The organism is Paenibacillus sp. Mc5Re-14, from assembly GCF_001049835.1.
Lineage (GTDB): Bacteria > Bacillota > Bacilli > Paenibacillales > Paenibacillaceae > Paenibacillus > Paenibacillus polymyxa_C.
In genome coordinates this window covers 4099201-4122125 of sequence record NZ_CVPD01000001.1, presented here as the reverse complement: position 1 = coordinate 4122125, position 22925 = coordinate 4099201, and the positions used below count along the sequence as shown (strand labels likewise).

Annotated in this window: 16 protein-coding genes and 2 pseudogenes; 6 read left to right on the top strand and 12 right to left on the bottom strand. The window is 46.5% G+C overall.

Going from position 1 to position 22925, the window contains the following annotated elements:
* Positions 1 to 30 precede the first annotated feature (30 nt).
* On the bottom strand, positions 31 to 1281 hold the full coding sequence (locus BN1546_RS18805) for a PTS ascorbate transporter subunit IIC (protein WP_013372494.1): 1251 nt from the start codon (positions 1279 to 1281) through the stop codon (positions 31 to 33).
* Positions 1282 to 1598: 317 nt separating this feature from the next.
* Complete coding sequence (locus BN1546_RS18800) at positions 1599 to 2621, bottom strand: substrate-binding domain-containing protein (protein WP_090738559.1); 1023 nt, start codon at positions 2619 to 2621, stop codon at positions 1599 to 1601.
* A 338-nt stretch (positions 2622 to 2959) separates the two neighbouring features.
* Here BN1546_RS18800 and BN1546_RS18795 point away from each other — a divergent pair, with 338 nt between their 5' ends.
* Positions 2960 to 4153 carry a glycoside hydrolase family 5 protein gene (locus BN1546_RS18795; protein WP_013372496.1) on the top strand — a complete coding sequence of 398 codons (1194 nt, stop codon included), beginning with the start codon at positions 2960 to 2962 and terminating at the stop codon, positions 4151 to 4153.
* A 463-nt stretch (positions 4154 to 4616) separates the two neighbouring features.
* Here the strand turns inward: BN1546_RS18795 and nfi are convergent, their stop codons facing one another.
* The 3 genes from nfi to BN1546_RS18780 all read right to left on the bottom strand — a co-directional run bounded on the left by nfi (position 4617) and on the right by BN1546_RS18780 (position 6642).
* Complete coding sequence (gene nfi, locus BN1546_RS18790) at positions 4617 to 5321, bottom strand: deoxyribonuclease V (RefSeq protein WP_090738558.1); 705 nt, start codon at positions 5319 to 5321, stop codon at positions 4617 to 4619.
* 82 nt (positions 5322 to 5403) lie between these two features.
* Positions 5404 to 5985 (bottom strand): NAD(P)H-dependent oxidoreductase, encoded by a 582-nt coding sequence (locus tag BN1546_RS18785; RefSeq protein ID WP_090738557.1) that lies wholly within the window; start codon positions 5983 to 5985, stop codon positions 5404 to 5406.
* Positions 5986 to 6057: 72 nt separating this feature from the next.
* Positions 6058 to 6642, bottom strand: coding sequence for a TetR/AcrR family transcriptional regulator (locus BN1546_RS18780; protein WP_090738556.1), 585 nt, complete (start codon positions 6640 to 6642; stop codon positions 6058 to 6060).
* A gap of 294 nt (positions 6643 to 6936) precedes the next feature.
* On the opposite strand from BN1546_RS18780, the pseudogene BN1546_RS27925 reads away from it, so the two are divergent.
* Positions 6937 to 7029 (top strand): annotated as a pseudogene (locus tag BN1546_RS27925) (transposase); the annotation flags it as partial.
* Positions 7030 to 7327 (top strand): annotated as a pseudogene (locus tag BN1546_RS27365) (NADPH dehydrogenase); the annotation flags it as partial.
* A 39-nt stretch (positions 7328 to 7366) separates the two neighbouring features.
* On the opposite strand, the gene BN1546_RS18770 reads toward BN1546_RS27365, so the two are convergent.
* A complete protein-coding gene (locus tag BN1546_RS18770) occupies positions 7367 to 8182 on the bottom strand; it encodes a DUF4183 domain-containing protein (RefSeq protein ID WP_244491531.1) in 816 nt (271 codons plus the stop codon).
* A 249-nt stretch (positions 8183 to 8431) separates the two neighbouring features.
* On the opposite strand from BN1546_RS18770, the gene BN1546_RS18765 reads away from it, so the two are divergent.
* A complete protein-coding gene (locus BN1546_RS18765; protein WP_013372504.1) occupies positions 8432 to 8845 on the top strand; it encodes a DUF4183 domain-containing protein in 414 nt (137 codons plus the stop codon).
* Between the two features lie 123 nt (positions 8846 to 8968).
* On the opposite strand, the gene BN1546_RS18760 is transcribed toward BN1546_RS18765, so the two are convergent.
* Complete coding sequence (locus BN1546_RS18760) at positions 8969 to 9706, bottom strand: cyclase family protein (protein ID WP_090738555.1); 738 nt, start codon at positions 9704 to 9706, stop codon at positions 8969 to 8971.
* 503 nt (positions 9707 to 10209) lie between these two features.
* On the opposite strand from BN1546_RS18760, the gene BN1546_RS18755 reads away from it, so the two are divergent.
* Positions 10210 to 11433: a pectate lyase family protein gene (locus tag BN1546_RS18755; protein WP_172800017.1), complete on the top strand. Its 1224-nt coding sequence runs from the start codon at positions 10210 to 10212 to the stop codon at positions 11431 to 11433.
* Between the two features lie 144 nt (positions 11434 to 11577).
* Here BN1546_RS18755 and BN1546_RS18750 read toward each other — a convergent pair whose 3' ends face one another.
* From BN1546_RS18750 to BN1546_RS18730, 5 genes are all read right to left on the bottom strand, one after another.
* Positions 11578 to 12645, bottom strand: coding sequence for an ABC transporter ATP-binding protein (locus tag BN1546_RS18750; protein WP_013372507.1), 1068 nt, complete (start codon positions 12643 to 12645; stop codon positions 11578 to 11580).
* Positions 12646 to 12870: 225 nt separating this feature from the next.
* Positions 12871 to 14250, bottom strand: coding sequence for a sensor histidine kinase (locus tag BN1546_RS18745; RefSeq protein WP_090738554.1), 1380 nt, complete (start codon positions 14248 to 14250; stop codon positions 12871 to 12873).
* Positions 14251 to 14252: 2 nt separating this feature from the next.
* A complete protein-coding gene (locus BN1546_RS18740) occupies positions 14253 to 14963 on the bottom strand; it encodes a response regulator transcription factor (RefSeq protein ID WP_090738553.1) in 711 nt (236 codons plus the stop codon).
* 175 nt (positions 14964 to 15138) lie between these two features.
* On the bottom strand, positions 15139 to 15618 hold the full coding sequence (locus BN1546_RS18735; RefSeq protein ID WP_090738552.1) for a hypothetical protein: 480 nt from the start codon (positions 15616 to 15618) through the stop codon (positions 15139 to 15141).
* 157 nt (positions 15619 to 15775) lie between these two features.
* Entirely contained in the window at positions 15776 to 21502 is a 5727-nt protein-coding gene (locus BN1546_RS18730; protein WP_090738551.1) for a WIAG-tail domain, read from the bottom strand.
* 189 nt (positions 21503 to 21691) lie between these two features.
* Here BN1546_RS18730 and fabV point away from each other — a divergent pair, with 189 nt between their 5' ends.
* Positions 21692 to 22879, top strand: a complete 1188-nt coding sequence (gene fabV / locus BN1546_RS18725) for an enoyl-ACP reductase FabV (RefSeq protein ID WP_090738550.1) — start codon at positions 21692 to 21694, stop codon at positions 22877 to 22879.
* Positions 22880 to 22925 lie beyond the last annotated feature (46 nt).

The window sequence follows — 22925 nt, the reverse complement described above, 5'->3', positions numbered from 1 at the left end:
TATTTTTAAAGATTCATAAATCGATTTAGTTTAAAACCAGCGGAAAATAAGCCAAAGTAATCCGGAAAGGGTTGTAAAGTCGGGATCGGCGAATGTCACTCCGTCGGCACCCAAAAAAGAAAAGAGCGGCAAGGTGAGAGCCGGCAGCAGACAGAGCAAGAATCCATTAAGACAACTGGAAATGACTGCCCCTCTAAAACCACCGCTGGAATTGCCAAATATCGCGGCTGCACCGCCAGCGAGAAAACAGGCCATGATCCCCGGTACAATAACAGGCAGTCCGATAAGCGGGAAAACAAAAACGCAGGCCACACCTGTGAAAAAGCTGACCAAGAAGCCTACCAACGCGGAATTGGGTGATTTGTCGAACAGTACCAGAACATCCACCCCAGGAACTGCTCCAGGTGCGAACACTTGGGAGAACCCCTTGAAAGCGGGTACAATTTCAGTCGTGAACAGCTTAACACCTGCTTTTGCGATATACAAGCCAGCAGCAAAAGTGGCTGATTGTTCGAGGATAAAGACAAGGTATTCTTTGCCGTTAGATAATTTGCTGACATATTCAGAACCAGCAACCAGTCCAGATACCAACAAAAGCACCAGCATCGTCAAGGTTGTTGCCACATTGGGATCACGCAAAAAACTGATGCGGTCATTTATTTTTACATTTTCGGTGTCATGTTCACGATTGCCTAAAACTTTTCCTAAATAGGTACCGAGAATGTAAGAAGTCATGGAAGCATGAGCAATTGTATATTCATCCGATTTGATAATATTTTTGCTGGCATTTCGGAGCAGGTAAGGAAACACTGCCATATAGCTCCCAATGACCAAGGAACCAACGATGATTGTAGTTAGCGAACTGAGACCCAGACCTTTCATAACGGCTGTAGCGGCAAAGCTCATGAACAAAATCAAGTGGAGAGACAAATAAATGTACTTGAACTTGGTCAGGCGCGCAAGCACGATGTTAAGGATCATGGAAAAAAGTAGAATGAGCGCAGCATCCGCCCCGATCTGATCAATGGTCAGTGCCATGATAGCTTCATTGCTTGGTACGACACCTTTAAGGTTGAACGCAAAAGAAAATATTTGGCTGAAGTTGGTGAGCACGCCTCCTAAAATTCCGCCGCCGACCTTAATCATGGTAAAGCCCATGAAAGAAAGGGTGGTTCCGGTTATGATCTCGGATACTTTCTTCCTCTGGAATATGAGACCGAGTAATGTCACAATCGCAATAATGATGGATGGCTCCCTGATAATGCTCATAAACATTTCCATAATGATCCCGACCTTCTTTTCTTTTATTTTTCATTCTTACTAAATCGATTTAGTAATGCTTGAAAAAAATTTCCCTTCCGGGAATGTAAAAAGAAGTAGAACTGTTTTTTGTGAATTATATCACAAATCCAATCATAAATTTCCGTTTATGGTTCACTCCTCTCCTTTATTAAGTTGCAGTCATCACTACACTCAACACTACCAGAAAGGGTATTCATGACTCGAATCATAAGATCATTATAGCTCTTTATTTTCCTTTTACAATAGAATTCATAAAAACGTTTTCAAAAAAAGAAAAAAATACTTATTCCAATTATTCAATTTAACTTTTGGACAGATTCTCTGTGGTTAATGACCGGATTCAATCGGATGATGTCTGACAGCTGCTCATGCCCCTGCTCTTTTTGATCAATTTTATCGAGCAGTAGCCTCGCACTTCTTTTCCCCATTTCAAAACTCGGCTGGGAAACGGTAGTGATCGGCGGATTATAAAAAGATGCAAAGGATACATCATCTATCCCAATCAAGGAAAAATCATTAGGTATGGTCAGATGATTATTTTTGGCATAGATCAGCACCTGCTCCAAAATCATGTCATTCGTAGCAATGATTGCGGTGGGCGGGTTCTCCATGTGAAATAGTTGTCTAATAAGATCAGACATTTCATCCAGCCTGCCGCTTTTGATATAGTTTTCATGCACGGATATGTCATGTTTGCCGAGCGTATTTCTATAGCCGGACAGCCGCTCACTTCGTGTGGTAATTGCTTTTTTGCCTAGGGGAAACGTGATGATGCCGATGTTTTTGTGACCATGCTCAATCAGTGCTTCAACCGCAAGCTCACTAGCTTTTTCATTATTTAACAGCACCGTGTCTACGTTGATTTCATCGATTTTTCGGTCGACAAACACGAACGGATAGCCACTTTTAACAAGGGAAACATATAATTTTTTGTTCTCTTCTGTCGGAAAAATAATAAGTCCATCCACTTGCCGAGCAATCATCGACTGGACGTACTTTTTCTCTTTGAGCGAATCATCATCAGTATTGCAGACAATGACCTGGACATTTTCCAGTTGGCATTCATCTTCAATTGCGCGCACGATTTCTGTTGTAAATCTCGACAAAATAGTTGAAGAAATAACCCCCACAATAAAGGTCTTCTTTTGCTTGAGACTGCGCGCCACCTCATTGGGAATATAACTGAGCTCCTCAATCGCTTGCTCAATCTTCTTCTTGGTGCTTTCACTCATATAGTTGTATCTTTTATTCAGAAACTGCGAAACTGTGCTCTTCGACACCCCTGCACGTTCTGCGACTTCTTTCATCGTGGTTACCATGATTCCCCCCCTTTCTATATTGCGTATTAGGCATGTGTTCATTTTCAACTATGTATGTACTCTACAACCTGTATGTAATGTGAATTTCCTTTATTATATACCTTCTTTTACAGGAGGAAAATATAATAAATGTGAGTTGGAACGTGCCTCACCCCATAATCCAGCCCCACAAATGCTATACCCCCTAACCTAAATATCCCTTGTCGCAAAACTAATAATTTTGAACGAAATCTTAAAAATATACAAATTTTATGAACTTGTTTGATGGAAGATTTGAACATAAAATGAAAATGTAATCGGTTACAATATCATTTATATAAAAGGAGGAAGCAAGAATCATGAAGAAAAAAGGGTTGAAAAAAACATTTTTCGTCATTGCCTCCCTCGTCATGGGCTTCACACTGTATGGGTACACTCCACCTTCGGCAGATGCAGCCAGCGTAAAAGGATATTATCATACCCAAGGAAACAAGATTGTAGATGAATCCGGGAAAGAGGCCGCATTTAACGGTCTGAACTGGTTTGGTCTGGAAACCCCTAATTACACTTTGCATGGACTATGGAGTCGCTCAATGGACGACATGCTGGATCAGGTGAAGAAGGAAGGTTATAATCTCATCCGTCTGCCTTACAGCAATCAGTTATTGGATTCCAGCTCTCGTCCGGACAGTATTGATTACTACAAAAATCCTGATCTGGTCGGATTGACTCCGATTCAAATTATGGACAAGCTGATCGAAAAAGCTGGACAACGCGGTATTCAGATTATCCTTGACCGTCACCGCCCAGGCTCAGGTGGACAATCCGAGCTATGGTATACCTCTCAGTACCCTGAGTCCCGCTGGATCAGCGACTGGAAGATGTTAGCTGAACGTTATAAAAACAATCCTACCGTCATTGGTGCAGATTTACACAACGAACCGCACGGTCAGGCAAGCTGGGGAACAGGCGATGTTTCCACAGACTGGCGTCTCGCGGCGCAGCGTGCAGGGAATGCCATTCTGTCTGTGAATCCGAATTGGCTGATTCTGGTAGAAGGTGTGGACCATAATGTACAAGGCAACAACAGCCAATATTGGTGGGGCGGCAACCTGACAGGTGTAGCCAACTATCCTGTCGTTCTGGACGTACCGAACCGTGTCGTCTATTCACCACATGACTACGGTCCTGGTGTGTCTTCGCAGCCATGGTTCAACGATTCAACCTTCCCGTCCAACCTGCCAGCAATCTGGGATCAAACCTGGGGCTACATCAGTAAGCAAAACATAGCTCCGGTGCTGGTCGGTGAATTCGGCGGTCGCAATGTTGATTCGTCTTCCGCTGAGGGTAAATGGCAAAATGCACTCGTAGACTATATTGGTGCCAACAACTTGTACTTTACGTATTGGTCCCTGAATCCGAATAGCGGCGATACAGGTGGTCTGCTGCTGGATGATTGGGTTACCTGGAATCGTCCGAAGCAGGACATGCTGAGCCGGATTATGAAGCCTGTAAATTTCATAGCAGAGCAAGTGAAAGCAAGCGCCGAATAGGCACAGAACTTCAATCCGTTTATTAAAAAAGCCGATTTTTCCTCCTTCAGTCCAGCTTGTGCTGGGACTGCGAAAAGGTGGAGAAACGGCTTTTTTCATTTTCCAGTTTTACACATTGTAAATTCCCTAATGAATGGGTCATATTGTAAACTAAATCTCTCTTTTAACCGATACATACATATGTTGGATGTGAACATTTGTTATTGTCGGCAGTTTAGTATCCGCTCTAGGGCTTGACTCCATAGATTCCCAGCTGCCGATGGCTTTTGTGCTCATTGTGTCGGAAGTTATTATCTGGCACCCTATGCATTATTGGGGCCCTGCTGGTCTAGCGATCAGATTTATTTTAATCGTTGCATCGATATTTATATAACGTTGATTGTAAAACATGAGCTATTCCAAACACCACAATGCGAGCTAGTTGCTCCACTGTGGTGTTTTTCCTTATGTAGAGCGATTATGATCAGATACTCCCCTGGTTTATTTGTGATAAAGCTTTTCTCACAAGCTGATCAGCTTGTCGAGTGGTCTCAGGTAAGCGATATTGTGGACAAAGCTTTAATATCCAGTTGCAGGCCGTTTCTAATGAAATACGATGCCCTACAGATACAAACAAAGGTTTAATGTTGTCCTGGGTTCTTAACGCCCTACCGATAATTTCCTCACGATCCATTAATAACGAACATGCCCCTCGTTCTCGAGATGGCTCTTCGAATTCACCCCATAGCCTCGTTTTACCACATCCAATTGTAGGAATATCAAATATAACACCTAAATGACTGGCTAATCCGAATCGTCTAGGATGGGCAATTCCTTGTCCATCACAGACCACCAGCTGGGGAGAGGTCTTGATTTGCTTCAATGCTTTTACTATAGGCGGTAGCTCCCTGAATGAAAACAATCCGGGGATGTAGGGAAAATGGACAGCATCTTCAACCACTATGGATTCCACTACTTGTAATGAGCTAGCATCTAAAATCACGATGGCCGCAACTAAGAGATCACTTTGTTCACTGTATGCCACGTCTACCCCAGCAACATATTGAATTTCAGGGAATCGATCTTCTTTTGTAACTTTTAAAGATAACTCCTGCTGTAATTTCACCGCTTCTTTTTCATTTAGATCCCATTCATGATTTATGATTGGTTCCATTTTTCTGTGCCTCATTTCTATCCTCTTAGAATGTAGTTTTCCGAATGTCCTCTATATGTTAATGGATCAGCGTGTTTGCTATTGAGATGGCGAAAACCTAGCTCATGCTTCGTCCTAGCTGCTCAACCTTGCTCAGCCATTCGTTACGCTGTTGCTCTGTCCTCTTATTCATGAGATCAATGGTTGTAGAACGTACTGGTTTGACTCCACATAAATGTAACGTGGAATCCTTCATCATTCGGTGCCCAGGCTGTCCTTGGAAAAATCGGTAGTACCAGTGCGGACCGTCCATCGTTGTAATGAGGCGGGCTGTTCTTCCTTTTAGAAGCTTGTCAGGCAAGGGTTTTCCTTTTTGATATTTAAACGCGAATCCCGGCATAAAGGTACGGTCAATAAATCCCTTCATTAACGCAGGTAAGCTGCCCCACCAGATCGGAAAGACAAAAACGAGATGTTCTGCCCATTTAATCCATTCCTGTGCTTGAATCAAATCAGGTTCTATTGGCAATTTATTCCGATATCCACCTGATAGATTTGGATTAAACTCCAACGCGGACAGCTGCAATAAGCGAACCTCAGCCCCTGCGCCTTCGGCTCCTTTTACATAGGCTTGAGCCAGCGCTTCTCCATAACTGTCAGCGACCGGATTCCCCTGAATCACCAATATTTTTTTAGACATATAAGTCACTTCCTACTCCATATTATCATTTTAGTTAGAGAACACTAACTTTATATTTAAAAGAAAAGGCCACTACTGACCTTTACTTAATAAAGCGGTTAAACGTTGTTTGATCTCTGCTGCCAATGGAACCAATTGCTGCGGAAGTTCACCTTCCAGACTTGACACTGACAAGCGTGTAAAGGCTCCAATCATGAGCACACCGGATAGCTGAGCATTCTGCTTCGGGAGTTCCCCTTGTTGAATTCCCTGTTCGATGAATTCTGTCAACGCCTCCAGCGGCTGACGGACATTGTGGTTCTGGCTTGCTTCAACATACAACTCATGATGCTGCGACAGTAAAAGCAATCCATATTGGTCCTCATCATGCATATTCAGCACTTCATCCACCAGTTGGTGGAAACGACTGAGAAAGCTCCCACTCTGCTTGCGATAAAAGTCAATTAAGGTGGTGTAGCTATTGCAATACTGCCCGAATACCTCCAAGGCCATCGCGTCTTTACTCTTAAAATGCTTATAAATCGCAGCATCTGTCACACCGGCAGCCTCTGCAATTTCTTTGACCGAAATCCCATCAATTCCTTTGGTTGCAAATAAGCACATCGCTGCCTGCAGAATATCCTTCTTTTTACTGTCTACATGTGTTTTCTTATTCATAGGATTATAGTAAGTGATTGCTAACCAAATTGCAATTCATATTTATACAGTTTCAACCTGTCTGTATGCTTGAATTTAAAATCCATCGTAATAAACCTAAAATACCATGTTTTTATAAGTGAATGGTCATGAATACGTTAAATGATACGTGTATTGCCTCATTTTATTCCTATAAAATACATATGTAACCGAATAAAAGCGGGCGTTCTGAACCGTAAATAAAGAGGAGGGAAAAGCAACCGATTGGCATACGCTGCATTACGGCGCTCGGCGCTAGGACAAGTCGGGCTAATCATGCTTGAAGTGCATACAGTCACCCAGCAGGGAAAAGATTCGGGCAGCCTTGGCATATGGAGCGACGAGCACATTTCCCCGCTGCAAAAAGTGGTGCAGGCCATCCATGACCAAGGCTCTAAAGCCGGTCTCCAGCTTTGGCATGTCGGACGCTCCTGACTATCAGGTGCCTTACTCGGAAGCTATTCGTCAGGCTACTGATATAGCTACCGCGGCCGTAGGATTGATTACTCACGGTATTCAAGCCGAGGAAATTTTGCGTAATGGTCGGGCGGATCTGGTTGAAGTAGGTCGGGAACTGCTGCGTAATCCATTCTGGCCCAGACAGGCAGCCGAGCAACTCGGTGTTCGTATTGAAGGATCTGCACCCTATAACCATTTTTGGTTTTAAAATAATGTCCATCACATGAAGTATTCATCGTAAGCAATGTCATGCACTGTATCGCACACTAAATTGAACAATTTCCACAATAATAGGTGTGCCGGAGGAAATAGTCTCCCCTTCGCTGAGGTGAATCGTCAGCGATGAAGGTGTCAAGCTGAACAACGTTCTTTCTTGTAACATCCCGTTAATATACAGATTGGCATAACTATTGCTTCCGACATGAAACCTCTGAAAAGCCCCCTGCACACCATCTACAGAAAATTGATCCGCCATAATCGTAACTGAAGATTCAATCGGATCAGGAGTAAAATAAAAATACCGCTCAGCCCTAGGGACAATTTCAACATTGGAGATGTCAGGAGCCGGACCTGTTGGACCAGTTATACCTTGGGCTCCAGTAGGACCGGTTACGCCTTGTGCCCCGGTAGAACCGGGTATGCCTTGGGCTCCGGTAGGGCCAGGTATGCCCTGTGCTCCGGTAGGACCAGGTGCACCTGTTGCGCCTGCACTACCGGGAGCCCCAGCTGGACCTGGCACTCCCGGTGCTCCCTGTGTTCCTGCTGGACCCTGTATTCCAGGTATTCCTGGTGTTCCCGCAATTCCCGGTACTCCTGGCGCTCCTGTCACCCCGGCTTCGCCTGGCAAACCTTGCTTTCCTGTATGCTCTATCCTCTTCCGTTTGGCAGGAGTATTTCTGAAGCGTCGTTGTATAATAATTAGTTTTGGATGCTTTTGAGCATGGAGCCCCGTTTTTGTTTTACCTTTGAATGAATACCGGGGCTTGCACTTTTTTCGTTTGTTGATCTTGCAATGTACCGGTCTCTTTCCTTGCCTCCTTAGTGATGCATCGCGTCTTTTCATAACAGCCGTACACACCTCCTCCTCTCATGCTTATGTATTGTATGCACATCTCCCATTAGGGTCTTAGGCATTTGTAGCATGCAGATTCCAAGTATTCGCTTTCATTTTTTGCGCAGTAAAATAGGGCTTTCTCCATTTACCCTATTATTAATAGGAAGGTTCATATGCCGTTTCCGAATAGGTTGAAAAATCATTTATTGATTAAGAGCCAGCAGTGACTCATACCAGTAAAGAAAGGAGATGAAAACGATGCCCATCATAAAACCTGTATACACAGCAGTAGCTACTGCTCCAGTAGCTACTGGTGGTGCCATAAGCACGACTGTAACCCCAGCCGTGACTCGTTTTTTTGCAACCATTACAGCCGGAATGATCGGAGCAACAACAACAACTATTCCTGCTGCCAGCTTCGTAGATGACGCCGATGCTCCAGTCGTTGCTTTGCCAACATTAACGGCTACTGATTCTGCTAATTATTATATTAACGGAGTTATTCAGCAGAGCTCCTTATTCACCCTAACCACGGCAAGTCTGGTCATTGCCTCCGTAGATATTACACCAGGTGTCCCCGCTGTCATAGAAATATCTGATTTTAGCGGCACAACCTCTACTATCACAACTCAGCCTACCATCTCTGCCCCTACCGTAACGATTATCACATAAGGCGTTTCAATGATTTTGAACCAAGCCGGACTGAATGGTCATTCACGCTGTACACTACCCCGTATATGCTAGAAAAAGACCGATTCAGATGTCCAGATCTGAATCGGTCTTTTAAGCTCAAGATTAAGGCAAAATAGCAAAGGAGCGCACCGGAAATCCGGGAGAATCCTGAATACTCGGCACAATATTATAAATGACTGCACCCTTCGGGGGCAGCTTGTCCAAATTCGTCAGCACCTCAACTTGATATCGATCCTGCTCCAATATGTAATATTCTCCTACCAGCTTGCCCTCTTTTCGATAAGCTACAGAGGAGTCAGTATCCAGTGTTTCATGTCCAATAGCAGCAACATTTCGTTCCTCTACCAAAAAGCGCAGCGCATCCAGCGACCAACCCGGGCAATGTGCATCTCCAGCGTTGTCCTTGTTCGAGAAGGCATCAGGATCAGGCCAACGCTTGCTCCAATCACTACGAAAGGCGACAAAGGACTGATCGGCAATGCGTCCGTGCTCTTTTTCAAAATCCAGAATATCCGCAACCGTAAGCTCATAGTCGGAATTGGCTGCAACGGCTGCTGAACGGTCAATGACAACCAGCGGCAAAACCAGTTCCTTCAACGAAAGCTCATGTAAATAACGTTTACCCTTCACAAAATGAACGGGGGCGTCGATATGAGTTCCATATTGCCCTGGAAAGCAGTATTGTTTTACAAAAAAGCCATCGTCGTGGGTAAACAGGGTATCCACCTGAACATTATCGAAAACCGGAAAATGGGGAATTTCGGGATAAAAGGCATGGGACAAGTCCACCCACTCTTTTTGCTTCAACAACTTCAGGATATCTGCTAAATGCTCTGCCATGATGCCCATTCCTCCTCAGCTTTATTACAAGCATTGTACCTGAGGATGCTGCAAAAATCTATAAATCCCCTGTCCTTCCCCTTCGTATTTTGGCTTGAAACCGTTAACATTACGAGAAAACCCATTCAATTTTCTTTTGCTTTAATATGAAGATGAACAGACTGATTTTGAAAGAAATTCACCAGGAAAATTCCATATAATCATATATACATTTTCTATTCGGTATGATTGTTAACGTTTTCATTCTGGCATATGCGTTTTGATTGGAAAAAGAAGGGCTCTATTGAATTATATAAAAAATTCGACAAAAATTTTAGTATGTAACTTTTATTATATTAACAAATACTGGAACACAAAGTATGATAGAACATGTAGAAACTACAGGAGCACCCGGGACTCCCTTCGTTCGTCTACTCCATTTATCCAATATACGGAGGTATTTTATGAAAAAGAGATTTTCACTCGGAATCGCAGCCGTGTTACTGTTCGCTACTCTGGCTCCTATGGGTGCACCTGCTCATGCAGCCAGCGATATTGGCAAGGAGACACTCGGCAGCAAAAACGGCTGGGCCGCCTTTTCTACTGGCACAACAGGTGGAGCTACTGCTACTTCCTCCAATACTTTCACCGTAACGAACCGTAAACAACTTGTCGATGCGTTAGGCAAGAGCAGCAACACTACACCTAAAATTATTTATGTCAAAGGTACAATCAATGCTAACGTCGATGACAATAATAAACCATTAGGATTGAACGATTACAAGGACTCTAAGTATGATTTCAATGCGTATCTCAAGGCGTATGATCCGTCTACATGGGGGAAAAAGGTTCCTTCTGGTACATTGGAAGATGCACGTAAGGCATCACAGAAGAATCAAGCCAGTCGTATCGTTATTGAAATTCCATCCAATACAACGATTGTCGGTCTGGGCAACAATGCCGTCATTAATGGTGCAAACTTCCAATTAAAAAAGGGTACAGACAACGTCATTATCCGTAATATTGAGTTTCAGGATGCCTACGATTATTTCCCACAATGGGACCCAACTGATGGCAGTACAGGCAACTGGAATTCAGAATATGACAGCATTACAATTAACGGAGCTACGCATGTATGGGTGGATCACAATACGTTCAATGACGGGGCTCACCCCGATAGCGGAAACGGCACCTTCTACGGTCAAGAATACCAGCATCATGATGGACTGCTCGATGTGATTAACCAAGGTGATCTGGTTACCATTTCATACAATCACTTTTACGATCATGACAAAACATCCATTATCGGCAACAGCGACAGCAAAACAGCGGATGAAGGGTCTTTACGTGTAACCCTGCATCACAATTATTATGAGAATACAGTACAACGCACACCGCGCGTACGTTATGGACAAGTCCATCTATATAACAATTACTATACAGGTGATGTAAAACGCTCTGAATACCCTACACTGTATATATGGGGCGCGGGCAAATCCTCTAAAATCTTTGCTGAAAACAATGTCATTGACGTTGCAGGACTGTCCGCAGCCAAAATTGTGACTGTTTTTGGTGGAACTGCCTTGTCAGACACTGGCACACTTCTGAATGGACAGGCCGTAAACGCAGGCTCCAGCGCGGGGCTTAGCTCCTCTGTAGGCTGGAAGCCATCCTTGAACGATAAAATTTCCCCATCCGCCAGCGTGAAGACAGAAGTCACTTCCCAAGCCGGTTCCGGCAAGTTGTAAGCGCTGCCGTCTAATATAAATCACCACAGACTCATACAACCTGTGGTGTTATACCAAAAAGGCTGTTCCTCCGTAATATTAATTCACACGGAGAAACAGCCTTTTTTTATTTATTATTTGATTATTTACAAATGATATCGTGCTTTAACTGCCGTATTGTTCAACTAAAACTGGCTTTTCAAATGCGTTATCCAGCTTGCGAAGTTTAGCCTTCACCGCTTCTGGTGGCTCAACCGCAGGTGCATCTGGATGAAGCAGCCATGATTTCACAAAGTGTGTATCAGACAATTGATAGAGTGGAGGCTCTTTCTCAAAGTCAATTTTCATGGCATAAGAACTACGGGCTGCAAACGCATCCCCTACAGGTGGGTGAAGCAGATCCGGTGGTGTTCCCGGGATCGCAGCCAGCTTCTGACCATGGCTGTCCAAACTAGGCATGGAAGCGAGGAGTCCCCATGTATATGGATGTTTTGGGTTATAGAAAATTTCATTAACCGTACCTGTTTCCACGATTTGCCCTGCATACATAACAGCAACGCGATCCGCCATCTTCGCCACAACACCGAGATCATGAGTAATAAAGATGATAGAAGTATCAATTTTTTTCTGAAGATCCTTCATCAGTTCCAAGATTTGAGCTTGAATGGTTACATCCAACGCAGTCGTCGGCTCATCGGCAATCAGAAGTTTCGGATTAGCAGCCAATGCCATTGCAATGACGACACGTTGACGCATACCGCCACTAAATTCATGCGGATATTGGTTAAAACGCTGTTCAGGATGTGGAATACCTACCAGATTCAGCAACTCAATACCCCGCTTGCGAGCAGCGTCCTTGGATATCTTTTCATGCTTGAAAAGCACTTCCGTGATCTGCTTACCGACTTTCATCGTCGGGTTAAGTGAAGTCATAGGGTCCTGAGAAATCAGACCAATTTCCTTACCACGAATTTTTTGCATCTGCTTTTCCGTTTTATTAATCAGCTCTTGTCCGTCAAACATAATTTGACCCTTTTGATAAACGCCCGGAGGAGTCGGGATCAGCTTCATAACAGCTTGTGAGGTTACGCTTTTGCCTGAGCCGGATTCACCGACAATCGCCAGCGTCTCTCCTTTATTGACATGAAAGTTTACGCCACGAATGGCCTGCACTAGTCCCTGACGGGTCTTGAAAGATATCGTTAAGTCCTTCACTTCCAAAAGGCGGTTCATCTCATCACTCTTTCATTTATTATTCATCACTATTATTGACCACTATCTAAAAAAACGACGTTCATGAGTCAAGGTATATACGAATAATTTTACTCATTTTAGTACCTGCCAGTCAAGCAATATCTAAAATATCACCAAAAATCTATCATGAAATGTCATATTAATGGCACGTTTTAGCGAAAAATTGATCATTTTTAACCATTTTTGCCTCATTTATAACATGCGTCATGACATGCGTTGAATGTAGCTGAAGCGTGCCCCACCTAATGGCGATCGTGTACAAAGTAATTCTCCATTCAGTCGGGAGGCTATTTGACGGCAGATGGCCAATCCTAGTCCCGTCGCACCATTTGATCCGGTATAGAATCTTCCGAACACCTCGGCTGCTTCAGATTCGGTTAGACCTTCCCCATCATCATCTACATGCATAACCCACACAACCTCCGGTGTTGTCCCCGTCTCCAAATGAATGACTACCTCTGTGGAGGTGTGTCGAACTGCATTTTGCAGCAAATTCAATATTATACGGAATAATTGCTCGGCCGGAACGGCCACATGCAGACCCTCTCCCTCCACTCGCAGCGAGATAGAGCGTTCGCTGGCCATCGGCATCAACAGATGAACAGCGTCCTCCGCCATACTTCTCAGATCAATCAAAGAGACGGGCCATTCCTCATTCAGCGCCTCCAACCTCGATAGCTGAAGCAACTTTTCCACCATATCAATTAATCGCTGGGATTGCACTTTAATAATGCTCAGTCCCTCGTCCTGCGATACTACTTGATCCTGAATGGCATATACATAGCCTTGAATGGACATTAACGGTGTCCTTAGCTCGTGTGATACATTTTGTAGAAATTCAATTTGGCTGTGGTGGTGCTGCTGAATGCGGGCGGACATGGAATGAAAGGTGCCTATCAGTTCGCCAATTTCGCTTTTGTCCGCCTGCGGAAAATCACTATCCTGCGGCTGATTCGGCTCATAGTTGCCTACCGCCTCTTTCAATCGCTTGAGCGGACGCACCAGACGTGAAACAACCATCAGACCAATAACGAGAATCACCAGAAAACTCGCGACGATTGACAGCAGCGTAGTTCTCATTAATGGTACATAGAGTGCTCTCAAAGAAGATAAGGGTGAGTATACAAAGATCCGAAAAGGTTGTCCGGGCAATTCTTCATTCGTAAACAGTATCTTTTTACCTTGAAGGACAGCAACGCCTTCATGTGTAGTAACCAGATCGTGGGCAGACGGATGAACCGATGCAAAAAAGCCCTGGCGGGTCAAAAGCAAACGCTCGAGCTTTTTGCCTTCCATTCCAGAGACGCTGGAGTCGATGATGCGGTTATCCGTGCTTAAAATAAAGTAATCGGCAGATAAAAGCACACCCTTGATAACATAGTTAAGTTCAGCATTATCCAGTCGATCAAAGCCCCCGTCACTCATAATATGGACGGCTTTGCGTGCCTGCTCATGGAGCTTGGATTTGGCCTGATTCACCAGAATGTCGTCGATGAGCCTGATAAATAAGACCACCGTAATACAGACAGTAATCAGCATTGCAATGGACAGGGACAGCAGAATTTTGGCTCTCATCGTACGCATGGCTACATCTCCTGAACCGTTGCTTTATATCCAAATCCCCATACCGTATTAATGACGAGTGTGGAGTGGTATTCTGCCAACTTTTTGCGAATACGTTTGACCAGATCATCTACGACTCTCACATCTCCTATAAAATCATAGCTCCACACCTGCTGAATCAAATGCTCTCTGCCAAAAGGCCGTTCCAAATGATTCGCAAGAAACAGCAACAGATCGAATTCACGCGAGGTCAAATTCACCGCTCGTCCGTCTACTGTAACTTTACGAAAGTCAGCAAAAATGCACAGATTGCCTGCATGGCAAAGATTTGCGCCCTCTGCTGCTTGCTTGTCATCAGATGCAGACGTGCCCGCCTTGCTCAGTCTCAGCATCGCTTTGACCCTTCCCACCAGCTCCCTTGGATTAAAGGGCTTGGTCAGAAAGTCACTGCATCCCAATTCCAGCCCATGGATGCGGTCATTTTCCTCTCCGCGCGCGGAGATCATAATGATTGGCATTTCTGTAAACTCACGAAGCTGAGTCAATAGAGAAAGCCCGTCAATGCCTGGCATCATAATATCAAGCACGAGACAATCCGGACGGTTGGTTCGGATATGCTCTACCAGTGTTTTCCCACTGGAAAAGGAAGTTACCTGGTAGGATTCTTTTTTTAAATATTCAGATATTAATTGCAAAATGAATACATCGTCATCTACTACTACTATTTTTGTCATAGCCTTAACCCCTTGCCGTTGTTCTGGACGCTAGCATCCTTTCTTCAAGCTTAACAGAAGCCCAGCAGAATAGACAAAAGACGGGTATACCGTTCCCGGTCCCGTCTTTTCTTATCATGAATCGCTGCTGTATATGCCAGGTGAACTGAAAGCTAACTAACTTCTACCTTCTACCTTATTTTTTGTTTGTTACTACTTTAGCTGCTGCTTTTGGAGCTGTTTTCACCGTTTTTGGAGCTGTTTTAGCTGGGACTGCTTTTTTTACTGGAGCTTTATGGGTCACTTTTTTAGCTACAACATGTTGTGCACGAGTTTTATGTGCCGCTACCTTGCGTTGAACAGCCTTATGTTTTTTCGCATGATGTTTAACTGTACGGTGTTTTGCTTTCACTGCTTTTGCTTTGTGGCTTGCCACTTTTTTCGCAATGGCTTTTTGGGCAGGAGCTTTTTTAACAGGTGCTTTCACCACAGGTGTTTTCGTTGCAGGCGCTTTTGACGGTGTTTTACTAGCAGGAGTCGTAACCGCAGGAGCTTTGATGGCTGGTGCAGTGGTTACTGGAGTTGTGGTTGCTGTAGCGGCGAATGCGCTGCTTGCTCCTCCCAGTACACTTACTACGGTCAATACGGCTGCTGCATTTTTAGTCCATTTTTTCATGATTGAATCACCTCTCCTTTAAAGTATCTTTAGCTTATCAGGAGAATTCGGGATAATTGTGGAGCAAATATGTGAAAAGTATATGAAAAAGCGTGCAGCTCTGTATCTGAAAAATACATGAGTCTGCACGCTATAAGTGTTGCAACCATCATCTCCACTAACCGATGGCAATCCAGGAAACAATACCGTAGTTATGCGCGGTTTCACTCCACTTGGTTACGACGATCACCGCTCCATGAGTCGTCTGAGATTTCAGCGTCGCATGAAAGAGAGGATGGTTCGTCATCGCTACCAACGTGTAATCCGGGTTCACAAATGGCTCCCCGAATACAATGGTTACTTCTGTCTCTCCCTCGCTTCCCTTTAAAAGAAACGGCGCTCTGCCAAACTGCTGCAATGCAGGCTGATTTGCACAAGTACGGACCGGGGTGATGCTCAAATGCTCTGGTGTCACTGCGTTCAGTTCCAGCTCACGTGAGCCCACGGAACCTTCTACCAGATGATGACCTTCGATGCTCTGCTCTGCCACATGATGACTTTGTACCGCAGCAGCCTGCAGATGCTCTGGACCTACAGCTTCTGGGCTCAGCACCTCACTGTCGACGACCTGATTCTGCAGATGGCTGCGGGATATACTGTTTGCCTGAAGTTTGTCGCCACTGATTCCTTCCTCAGGCAAAAGTCCCGAGAGATGAATATCTGTGGACAATTGATTCAGTGTTACTGAGCCGGGTTTCAAATGGTGCGAATCAATGACTTCCTCTGCAATATGGTGGCCTTCAATTGCCTCCTCAGCCACATGGCGGGACTCCACCGTTCCATCTGCGAGTTTGCCGGACGTCACCGCTCCATCCCGTATAGCTTCCTCTGACACCGCCTGCCAGCCGATATGCTGTGACTGAATAGCTCCTGCTTGCAAATGCTCGGATTGGACAGAATCCGGTGAAATGTGGCGGGACTGCACAGCCCCCTCTGCCAGTGCTGACTCTTGAATCGCTCCATCGGACAAATGCTGGGCTTGCACGGCATGTTCTGTCAAATGTACGGAGCTTACGCTGGCTTCCGCCAGATTCGAAGCTCGCACCGCCCGAAGCGCAAGCTTCTCAGCGTTCACGCTGCCTGCCTGGAGCGCGTGAACAGATACACTCCCTGGCGCAATATGCTGGATCGTCACTGCCGAAGGCTGCAAGTGGGCTGAGGTGACGGATTCCGGCGCCAGATGGCTCGACTGGATGGTCTCTTCTGCCAAATGATGGGCTTGCACTGCTTCGTCCGTAATGTGCCACGGCTGTACGGAATGTGGAGATATTTTGGTAGCTGTCACGACCTCATCTGCCAGTTTATCGGACGTAACAGACTCATCCTGCAGAGCATTAGTCGATATCGACTGGTATGCCAGATGCTCGCCCTGAATGGTTCCGGGGTGCAGATGGTGCGGCTGGATCGATTCCGGGGCAATATGCACGGATTTCACTGCCCCTTCTGCCAGCGCTGTATCCTGTACTGCACCAATTGCCAAATGCTGGGTGTGTACCGAATGAGCAGACAAATGCGCAGGACCGACGCTGTCTTCCGCAAGATTCGTCCCTTGCACCGAGTGGGCTGCCAGCTTTTCCGAAGTGACGCTTTCCGCTTGTAGCGCAAGACCGGATACACTATCCGGCGCCAAATGACTCGCAAGTATCACCGAAGACTGTAAGTGGGCTGAGGTGACAGATTCCGGCGCCAGATGACTCGATTGAATGGCCTCTTCTGCCAAATGATTAGCTTGCACTGCTTCATCTGTAATGTGCCACGGCTGTACCGAGTGAGCCGACAACTTAGCGGTAGTCACACCCTCATCGGCCAATTTATCAGATGTCACAGACTCATCCTGTAAAACATCAGTCGATATCGACTGAGATGCCATATGCTCGCCCTGAATGGTTCCAGGGTGCAGATGGTGCGATTGGATCGATTCTGGAGCGATATGCACGGATTTCACTGCTCCCTCTGCCAACGCTCTATCCTGTACCGCTCCGGCTACCAGATGCCGGCTGTGTACGGACTGTGCAGACAGATGGGACGGGCCGATGCTGCCTTCCGCAAGATTCGTCCCTTGTACCGAGCGCATTGCCAGCTTTTCCGAGGTGACGCTTTCCGCCTGTAGTGCACGACTGGATACACTATCTGGCGCCAGATGACTTGTGAGCACTGAGGAAGCCTGCAAATGGCGAGAGGTAACGGATTCGGAAGCCAGATGGCTTGACTGGATGGCTTCTGCTGCCAAATGATTTCCTTGCACAGCTTCGTCTGTAATGTGCCACGGCTGCACCGAGTTGACCGACAGCTTGGCGGCAGTCACACCCTCATCCACCAATTTATCGGAGGTAACAGACGCATCCTGCAAAGCATCGGTCGATATGGCCTGGGATGCGATATGCTCGCCCTGAATGCTTCCTGTGTGCAGGTGATGCGGCTGGATTGCCCCCGCGGTAATGTGTACCGACTTCACTGCTCCCTTTGCCAGCGTTGTATCCTGTACTGCGCCAGTTGCCAAATGCCGGGCGTGTACCGACTGTGCAGACAAATGTGACGGGCCGACGCTGTCTTCCGCAAGATTCGTTCCTTGCACCGAGTGGGCTGCCAACTTTTCCGAGGTGACGCTTTCCGCTTGTAGTGCACGGCCGGACACACTATCCGGGGCCAGATGGCTCGTGAGCACTGACGAAGACTGCAAGTGGGCTGAAGTGACACTTTCCGGTGCCAGATGGTTCGACTGGATGGATTCTGCTGCCAAATGATTTCCTTGCACTGCTTCGTCTGTAATGTGCCACGACTGTACCGAGTGGGCCGACAGCTTGGCGGCAGTCACGCCCTCATCTGCCAGTTTGTCAGATGTCACAGACTCATCTTGTAAAGCATCGGTCGATATGGCCTGAGATGCAATATGCTCGCCCTGAATGGTTTCAGTGTGCAGATGGTGTGGTTGGATCGATTCCGGGGCAATGTGCACGGACTTCACTGCTCCCTCTGCCAGCACTCTATCCTGTACCGCTCCAGCTGCCAAATGCCGCGTGTGTACGGCCTGCACGGATAGATGTGAAGGGCCGATACTGCCTTCTGCAAGGTTCATTCCTTGTACCGAACGGGCTGCCAACTTTTCCGAAGTAACACTTTCCGCTTGTAGTGCACGACCGGACACACTATCCGGAGCCAAATGTCTCGTAAGCACCGAGGAGGCCTGTAGGTGCACTGAGGTGACCGCTCCAGATGCTAGATGGGTCGAGTCTACAACCGCCACGGCCAAGTGGTTGCTTTGTACAGCTTCATCCATAATATGCCCGGACTGCACTGCATGGGCTGACAGCTTGGTAGAGGTTACACTTTCCTCTGATAGTTTGGCAGAGGTAACCGCTTCATCCTGTATGGCCGGAGTCGCTATCGCCTGCAATGCAATATGCTCTCCCTGAATGATCCCGCTTTGCAAATGCTCGGATTGGATGGATTCTGCTGCAAGATGCTCAGACTTCACAGCATTCTGGGCTAATATCGTGTCCTCTACTGATCCTGCGGCCAAATGTCTGGTGTGTACGGCCTGTGCAGCCAAATGCCCGGGTCCCACGCTGTTTTCCGCCAGGTTGGAAGCCTGCACAGCCCGAGCCGCTAACTTCTCGGAAGTGACGCTTTCCGACTGAAGTGCATGGCCGGACACACTATCTGGGGCGAGATGTTTGGTTTGGACCGAAGCAGACTGCAAATGGTTGGAGGTGACGGATTCCGGAGCAAGATGATTCGCCTCCACTGCCTCAACAGCCAGATGGTTGCTCAGCACCGCTTTATCTGTAATATGCCAAGGTTGCACAGAACGAGCAGACAGCTTGGAGGAAGTGACACTGCCCTCAGCTAACTTAGGCGCAGTAATCGCCAAATCATTAATTTTATCCGTAGCCACACTTTCCGGCGATAGTTTCAACGAAGTAACGGCATGATCCTGCAAATGGTGGGAGTATACCGCTCCGCTGGCCAAATGTGCGGTTTGAACAGCGCCTTCACCTAGTATGTCTGCGGTAACGGACTGTTCTTGCAACGCCGCGGTTCCGACACTGTCTTCCCCAAGATGCTTGCTCTGTACAGAGCTCTGGGCCAAATGGGCTGAATCCACCGATTGAGCCTGTAATGCCTTTCCGCCCACACTGTTGTCGGCAAGGTGGTTCTCACGGATTACTCCCGTTGCAATGTGTACGTGGGTAATGGCTTGAGACGCAACTTTATTTCCGGTTACCGCCCCTGTGCCAATTTTAGTTTCTATAACCGCCTCGTCAGCGATTTTGTCAGACTTAATAGCGCTCGAAGCAATGTGATTTTCCTTGATAGCCTGATTCGCCACATGGTGATCCAGAACTGCACCCTTCCCTATTTTCTCGCTTGTCACAGCCCCGGCATGCAAATGTTGCTCCGTAACCGCCTCTGGTGCAATATGATCTTTCCGAATAATTTCGGATTGAAGATGCACGGAAGAAACTGCCTCCGGAGAAATCTGGGGTCCTTGTATGGCTGCTGTTGCAATATGTCTGGTAAGTACTGCCTCATCGGCAATTTTGTGTGGGAGAATGCTCTGATCCGATATTTTGGATGAAGTGACGGATTGATCAACAATTTGCAATGAGCCTACAGACTGATCTGCCAGTTTATTGGATTGAATACTCCGATCCGCGATATGCCGGGCTGTCACTTGGCCCGTTCCAAGCTGCTCTTCCCCGATGGAGCCAGGACTGAGATGCTTTCTTTCAATCGCTCCTGCCTGAATGTGCGTACTGGTGACTGCCTCAGACTCCAGATGACGCCCGCTGACAACACCTTCCTCCAATTGTTCCCTGCCCACAATTCCGTCGGATAGCTGCTTGCGATTAATCGAACCCGGAGCTAGATGCCGGGCATGAACGGCATGCTCGGTCAGGTGTGCGCTCTCAATGCTGCCTGCCTGGATTTTAGTTCCATCCACAGCCCCATCCCGCAGTTTGGAGGTGGTCACAGACTGATCGCCCAGCTTGGAGCTATCAACAGCTTCATTCGCCAAATTGTTCGATTGAATCGTACCGCTGCGAATTTTATCGGAGGTGACCGACTGATCTTGAAGCATATCTGAAGACACGATCCATTGCTTGAAATGACGGCTTTCAATCGAGCCATTGGCAATATGATCGCCGCTGATAATTTTATCCGCCAGCTTTTCTGGAGTGATGCTGCCATCACGAAGTTTTTCACCACTAATAGAGCGATCCTGCAATTTACTGCCTGCCACTGATGCGTCCGACAGATGCTCGACCGTAATGGAGTCGGGAGCAATCTTCGAAGCAGTCACAGCACCGTCAGCTATTTTAATTGTATGAACAGCATAATCTGCTAGAAATTCCGTTTGGATACTCTCTTGTTTCAGCTTGCTGGAATCTATGGAAGCGGGAGCGATCTTTTCACCTGTCACAGCGAAATCACTCAAATCGTCTGTATAGATGAAAGCATTGTTTACATGCGGAGCCTTCTTATTGTTCAAAATTTCTTCCACATCAATTGGATCAGGTTCTGGTTCTGGCTCTGGTTCTGGCTCTGGTTCTAGCTCTGGCAGTGGGGGTTCTTCCCTCAAAGCTGGAGTCTCCTCTACATCTGCAACCTCAATCTCTTTCTCGTGCAGAGCCTCGACTTCAGGCTCGACAACTGTCTGTAGCTCCGACTCCTCTGTAGTTGGGGGAGGCGGAGAAGCAACTTGATGAAGTCTTGCTTCTGTCTCCCTCTCCGCAGGCAGTGGTTTTGAGCGTTGTATCATATTTAACTCATTCATATCCGGGTCAATTACACGATAGAGCGGCTTTTTGTTTCTGTTGGTTTTGCGGCTCTTGTTCTTCAAGCAGCTCTCTCCCTTCTCATGTTTATCGTTACAGCATCATATGCAGACTCTTAGGCACTTGCCACCCTGTACAGAGATTCACTTTTGGGTAAAAAGGATACTTACTGAAATCCACGTTTGAAAAAAAATTGTTAAAAGTTAAAATAGTAAGGGTGAAGATTGCTACAAGAAGAGAGGAACTACAATAACATGATTATCAAACCAAGAACACGTGGCTTTATCTGCACCACTGCTCATCCGGTGGGCTGTGCCCAACATGTTCAGGAGCAAATTGACTATGTACAAGCCCGTCCTGCTATCCAGGGACCTCGTAATGTGCTTGTGATCGGGGCATCTGCCGGATATGGGTTGGCATCTCGAATTACGGCCGCTTTCGGTGCGCGTGCCAATACAATTGGCGTGTATCGTCCTAGCAATGCTACGGCTACACGCACAGCATCAGCAGGCTGGTATAATTCTGCTGCATTTGAAAAAGCAGCTCAGGATGCTGGGCTTAAATCTTTAAGCGTGACAGGAGATGCCTTCTCGGATGAGGTCAAAGCCAAAACGGTGGAAGCCATTCGCGAAGAACTGGGACAAGTCGATCTGGTGGTTTACAGTGTTGCTTCAGGTCGCCGTACTAATCCCCGCACAGGCGAAACGTCTAATTCCGTGCTCAAACCTATTGGTGAGCCTTACACGAATAAGACCGTTAACTTCCACACCGGTGAAGTCAGCAGCGTGACGCTCGAACCGGCAACAGAAGAAGAAGTACAGGGGACTGTAGAGGTTATGGGCGGTGAGGATTGGAAATTGTGGATTGACGCCTTGCGTGCAGGCGGCGTACTCGCTGATAATGCCACTACCTTCTCTTTTTCGTATATCGGTTCAGATATTACCCAAGCCATCTACCGAGAAGGCAGTATCGGAAGTGCAAAAGATCATCTGGAGACGACAGCTCGTCAGCTGAACGACCAGATGAAAACCACCGGTGGACGCGCCTTCGTAGCAGTCACCAAAGGACTGGTTACCCAATCCAGTTCGGCCATCCCTGTCGTTCCTCTGTATATTTCCGCTTTATATAAGGTGATGAAGGAGAAAGGGCTGCATGAAGGGTGCATAGAACAGAGCTACCGCCTGTTTGCCGAGCGTCTGTACGCACCAGAAACTGCGGTAGATCAAGAAGGTCGTATTCGCATTGATGATTGGGAACTGCGCGAGGATGTGCAGGCAGAAGTCGCGAAAATATGGGAGGAACTGACGACCCATAATATCTATGAATTGTCCGATATTGAAGGATATCGTCGCGAATTTTTCCAGCTGTTCGGCTTTGAGTTCGAGGGTGTGGACTATGATGCTGATATTGATCCAATCGTAAATATTCCTAACGCACGCTAAGTCTTTTAGTGCTGCCATTCTGTTAGAAAAATATAAAAAAGCTGTC

What these genes read in the sequence shown, in the direction of transcription:
- nfi (WP_090738558.1), bottom strand. Translation starts at nt 5,321, where the DNA reads ATGAGGCACAGAAAAATGGAACCAATCATAAATCATGAATGGGATCTA.
- BN1546_RS18740 (WP_090738553.1), bottom strand. Translation starts at nt 14,963, where the DNA reads ATGACAAAAATAGTAGTAGTAGATGACGATGTATTCATTTTGCAATTA.
- BN1546_RS18745 (WP_090738554.1), bottom strand. Translation starts at nt 14,250, where the DNA reads ATGCGTACGATGAGAGCCAAAATTCTGCTGTCCCTGTCCATTGCAATG.
- BN1546_RS18770 (WP_244491531.1), bottom strand. Translation starts at nt 8,182, where the DNA reads ATGAAAAGACGCGATGCATCACTAAGGAGGCAAGGAAAGAGACCGGTA.
- BN1546_RS18805 (WP_013372494.1), bottom strand. Translation starts at nt 1,281, where the DNA reads ATGGAAATGTTTATGAGCATTATCAGGGAGCCATCCATCATTATTGCG.
- BN1546_RS18760 (WP_090738555.1), bottom strand. Translation starts at nt 9,706, where the DNA reads ATGGCAGAGCATTTAGCAGATATCCTGAAGTTGTTGAAGCAAAAAGAG.
- BN1546_RS18755 (WP_172800017.1), top strand. Translation starts at nt 10,210, where the DNA reads ATGGGTGCACCTGCTCATGCAGCCAGCGATATTGGCAAGGAGACACTC.
- BN1546_RS18800 (WP_090738559.1), bottom strand. Translation starts at nt 2,621, where the DNA reads ATGGTAACCACGATGAAAGAAGTCGCAGAACGTGCAGGGGTGTCGAAG.
- BN1546_RS18765 (WP_013372504.1), top strand. Translation starts at nt 8,432, where the DNA reads ATGCCCATCATAAAACCTGTATACACAGCAGTAGCTACTGCTCCAGTA.
- BN1546_RS18735 (WP_090738552.1), bottom strand. Translation starts at nt 15,618, where the DNA reads ATGAAAAAATGGACTAAAAATGCAGCAGCCGTATTGACCGTAGTAAGT.
- BN1546_RS18785 (WP_090738557.1), bottom strand. Translation starts at nt 5,985, where the DNA reads ATGTCTAAAAAAATATTGGTGATTCAGGGGAATCCGGTCGCTGACAGT.
- BN1546_RS18795 (WP_013372496.1), top strand. Translation starts at nt 2,960, where the DNA reads ATGAAGAAAAAAGGGTTGAAAAAAACATTTTTCGTCATTGCCTCCCTC.
- BN1546_RS18750 (WP_013372507.1), bottom strand. Translation starts at nt 12,645, where the DNA reads ATGAACCGCCTTTTGGAAGTGAAGGACTTAACGATATCTTTCAAGACC.
- fabV (WP_090738550.1), top strand. Translation starts at nt 21,692, where the DNA reads ATGATTATCAAACCAAGAACACGTGGCTTTATCTGCACCACTGCTCAT.
- BN1546_RS18780 (WP_090738556.1), bottom strand. Translation starts at nt 6,642, where the DNA reads ATGAATAAGAAAACACATGTAGACAGTAAAAAGAAGGATATTCTGCAG.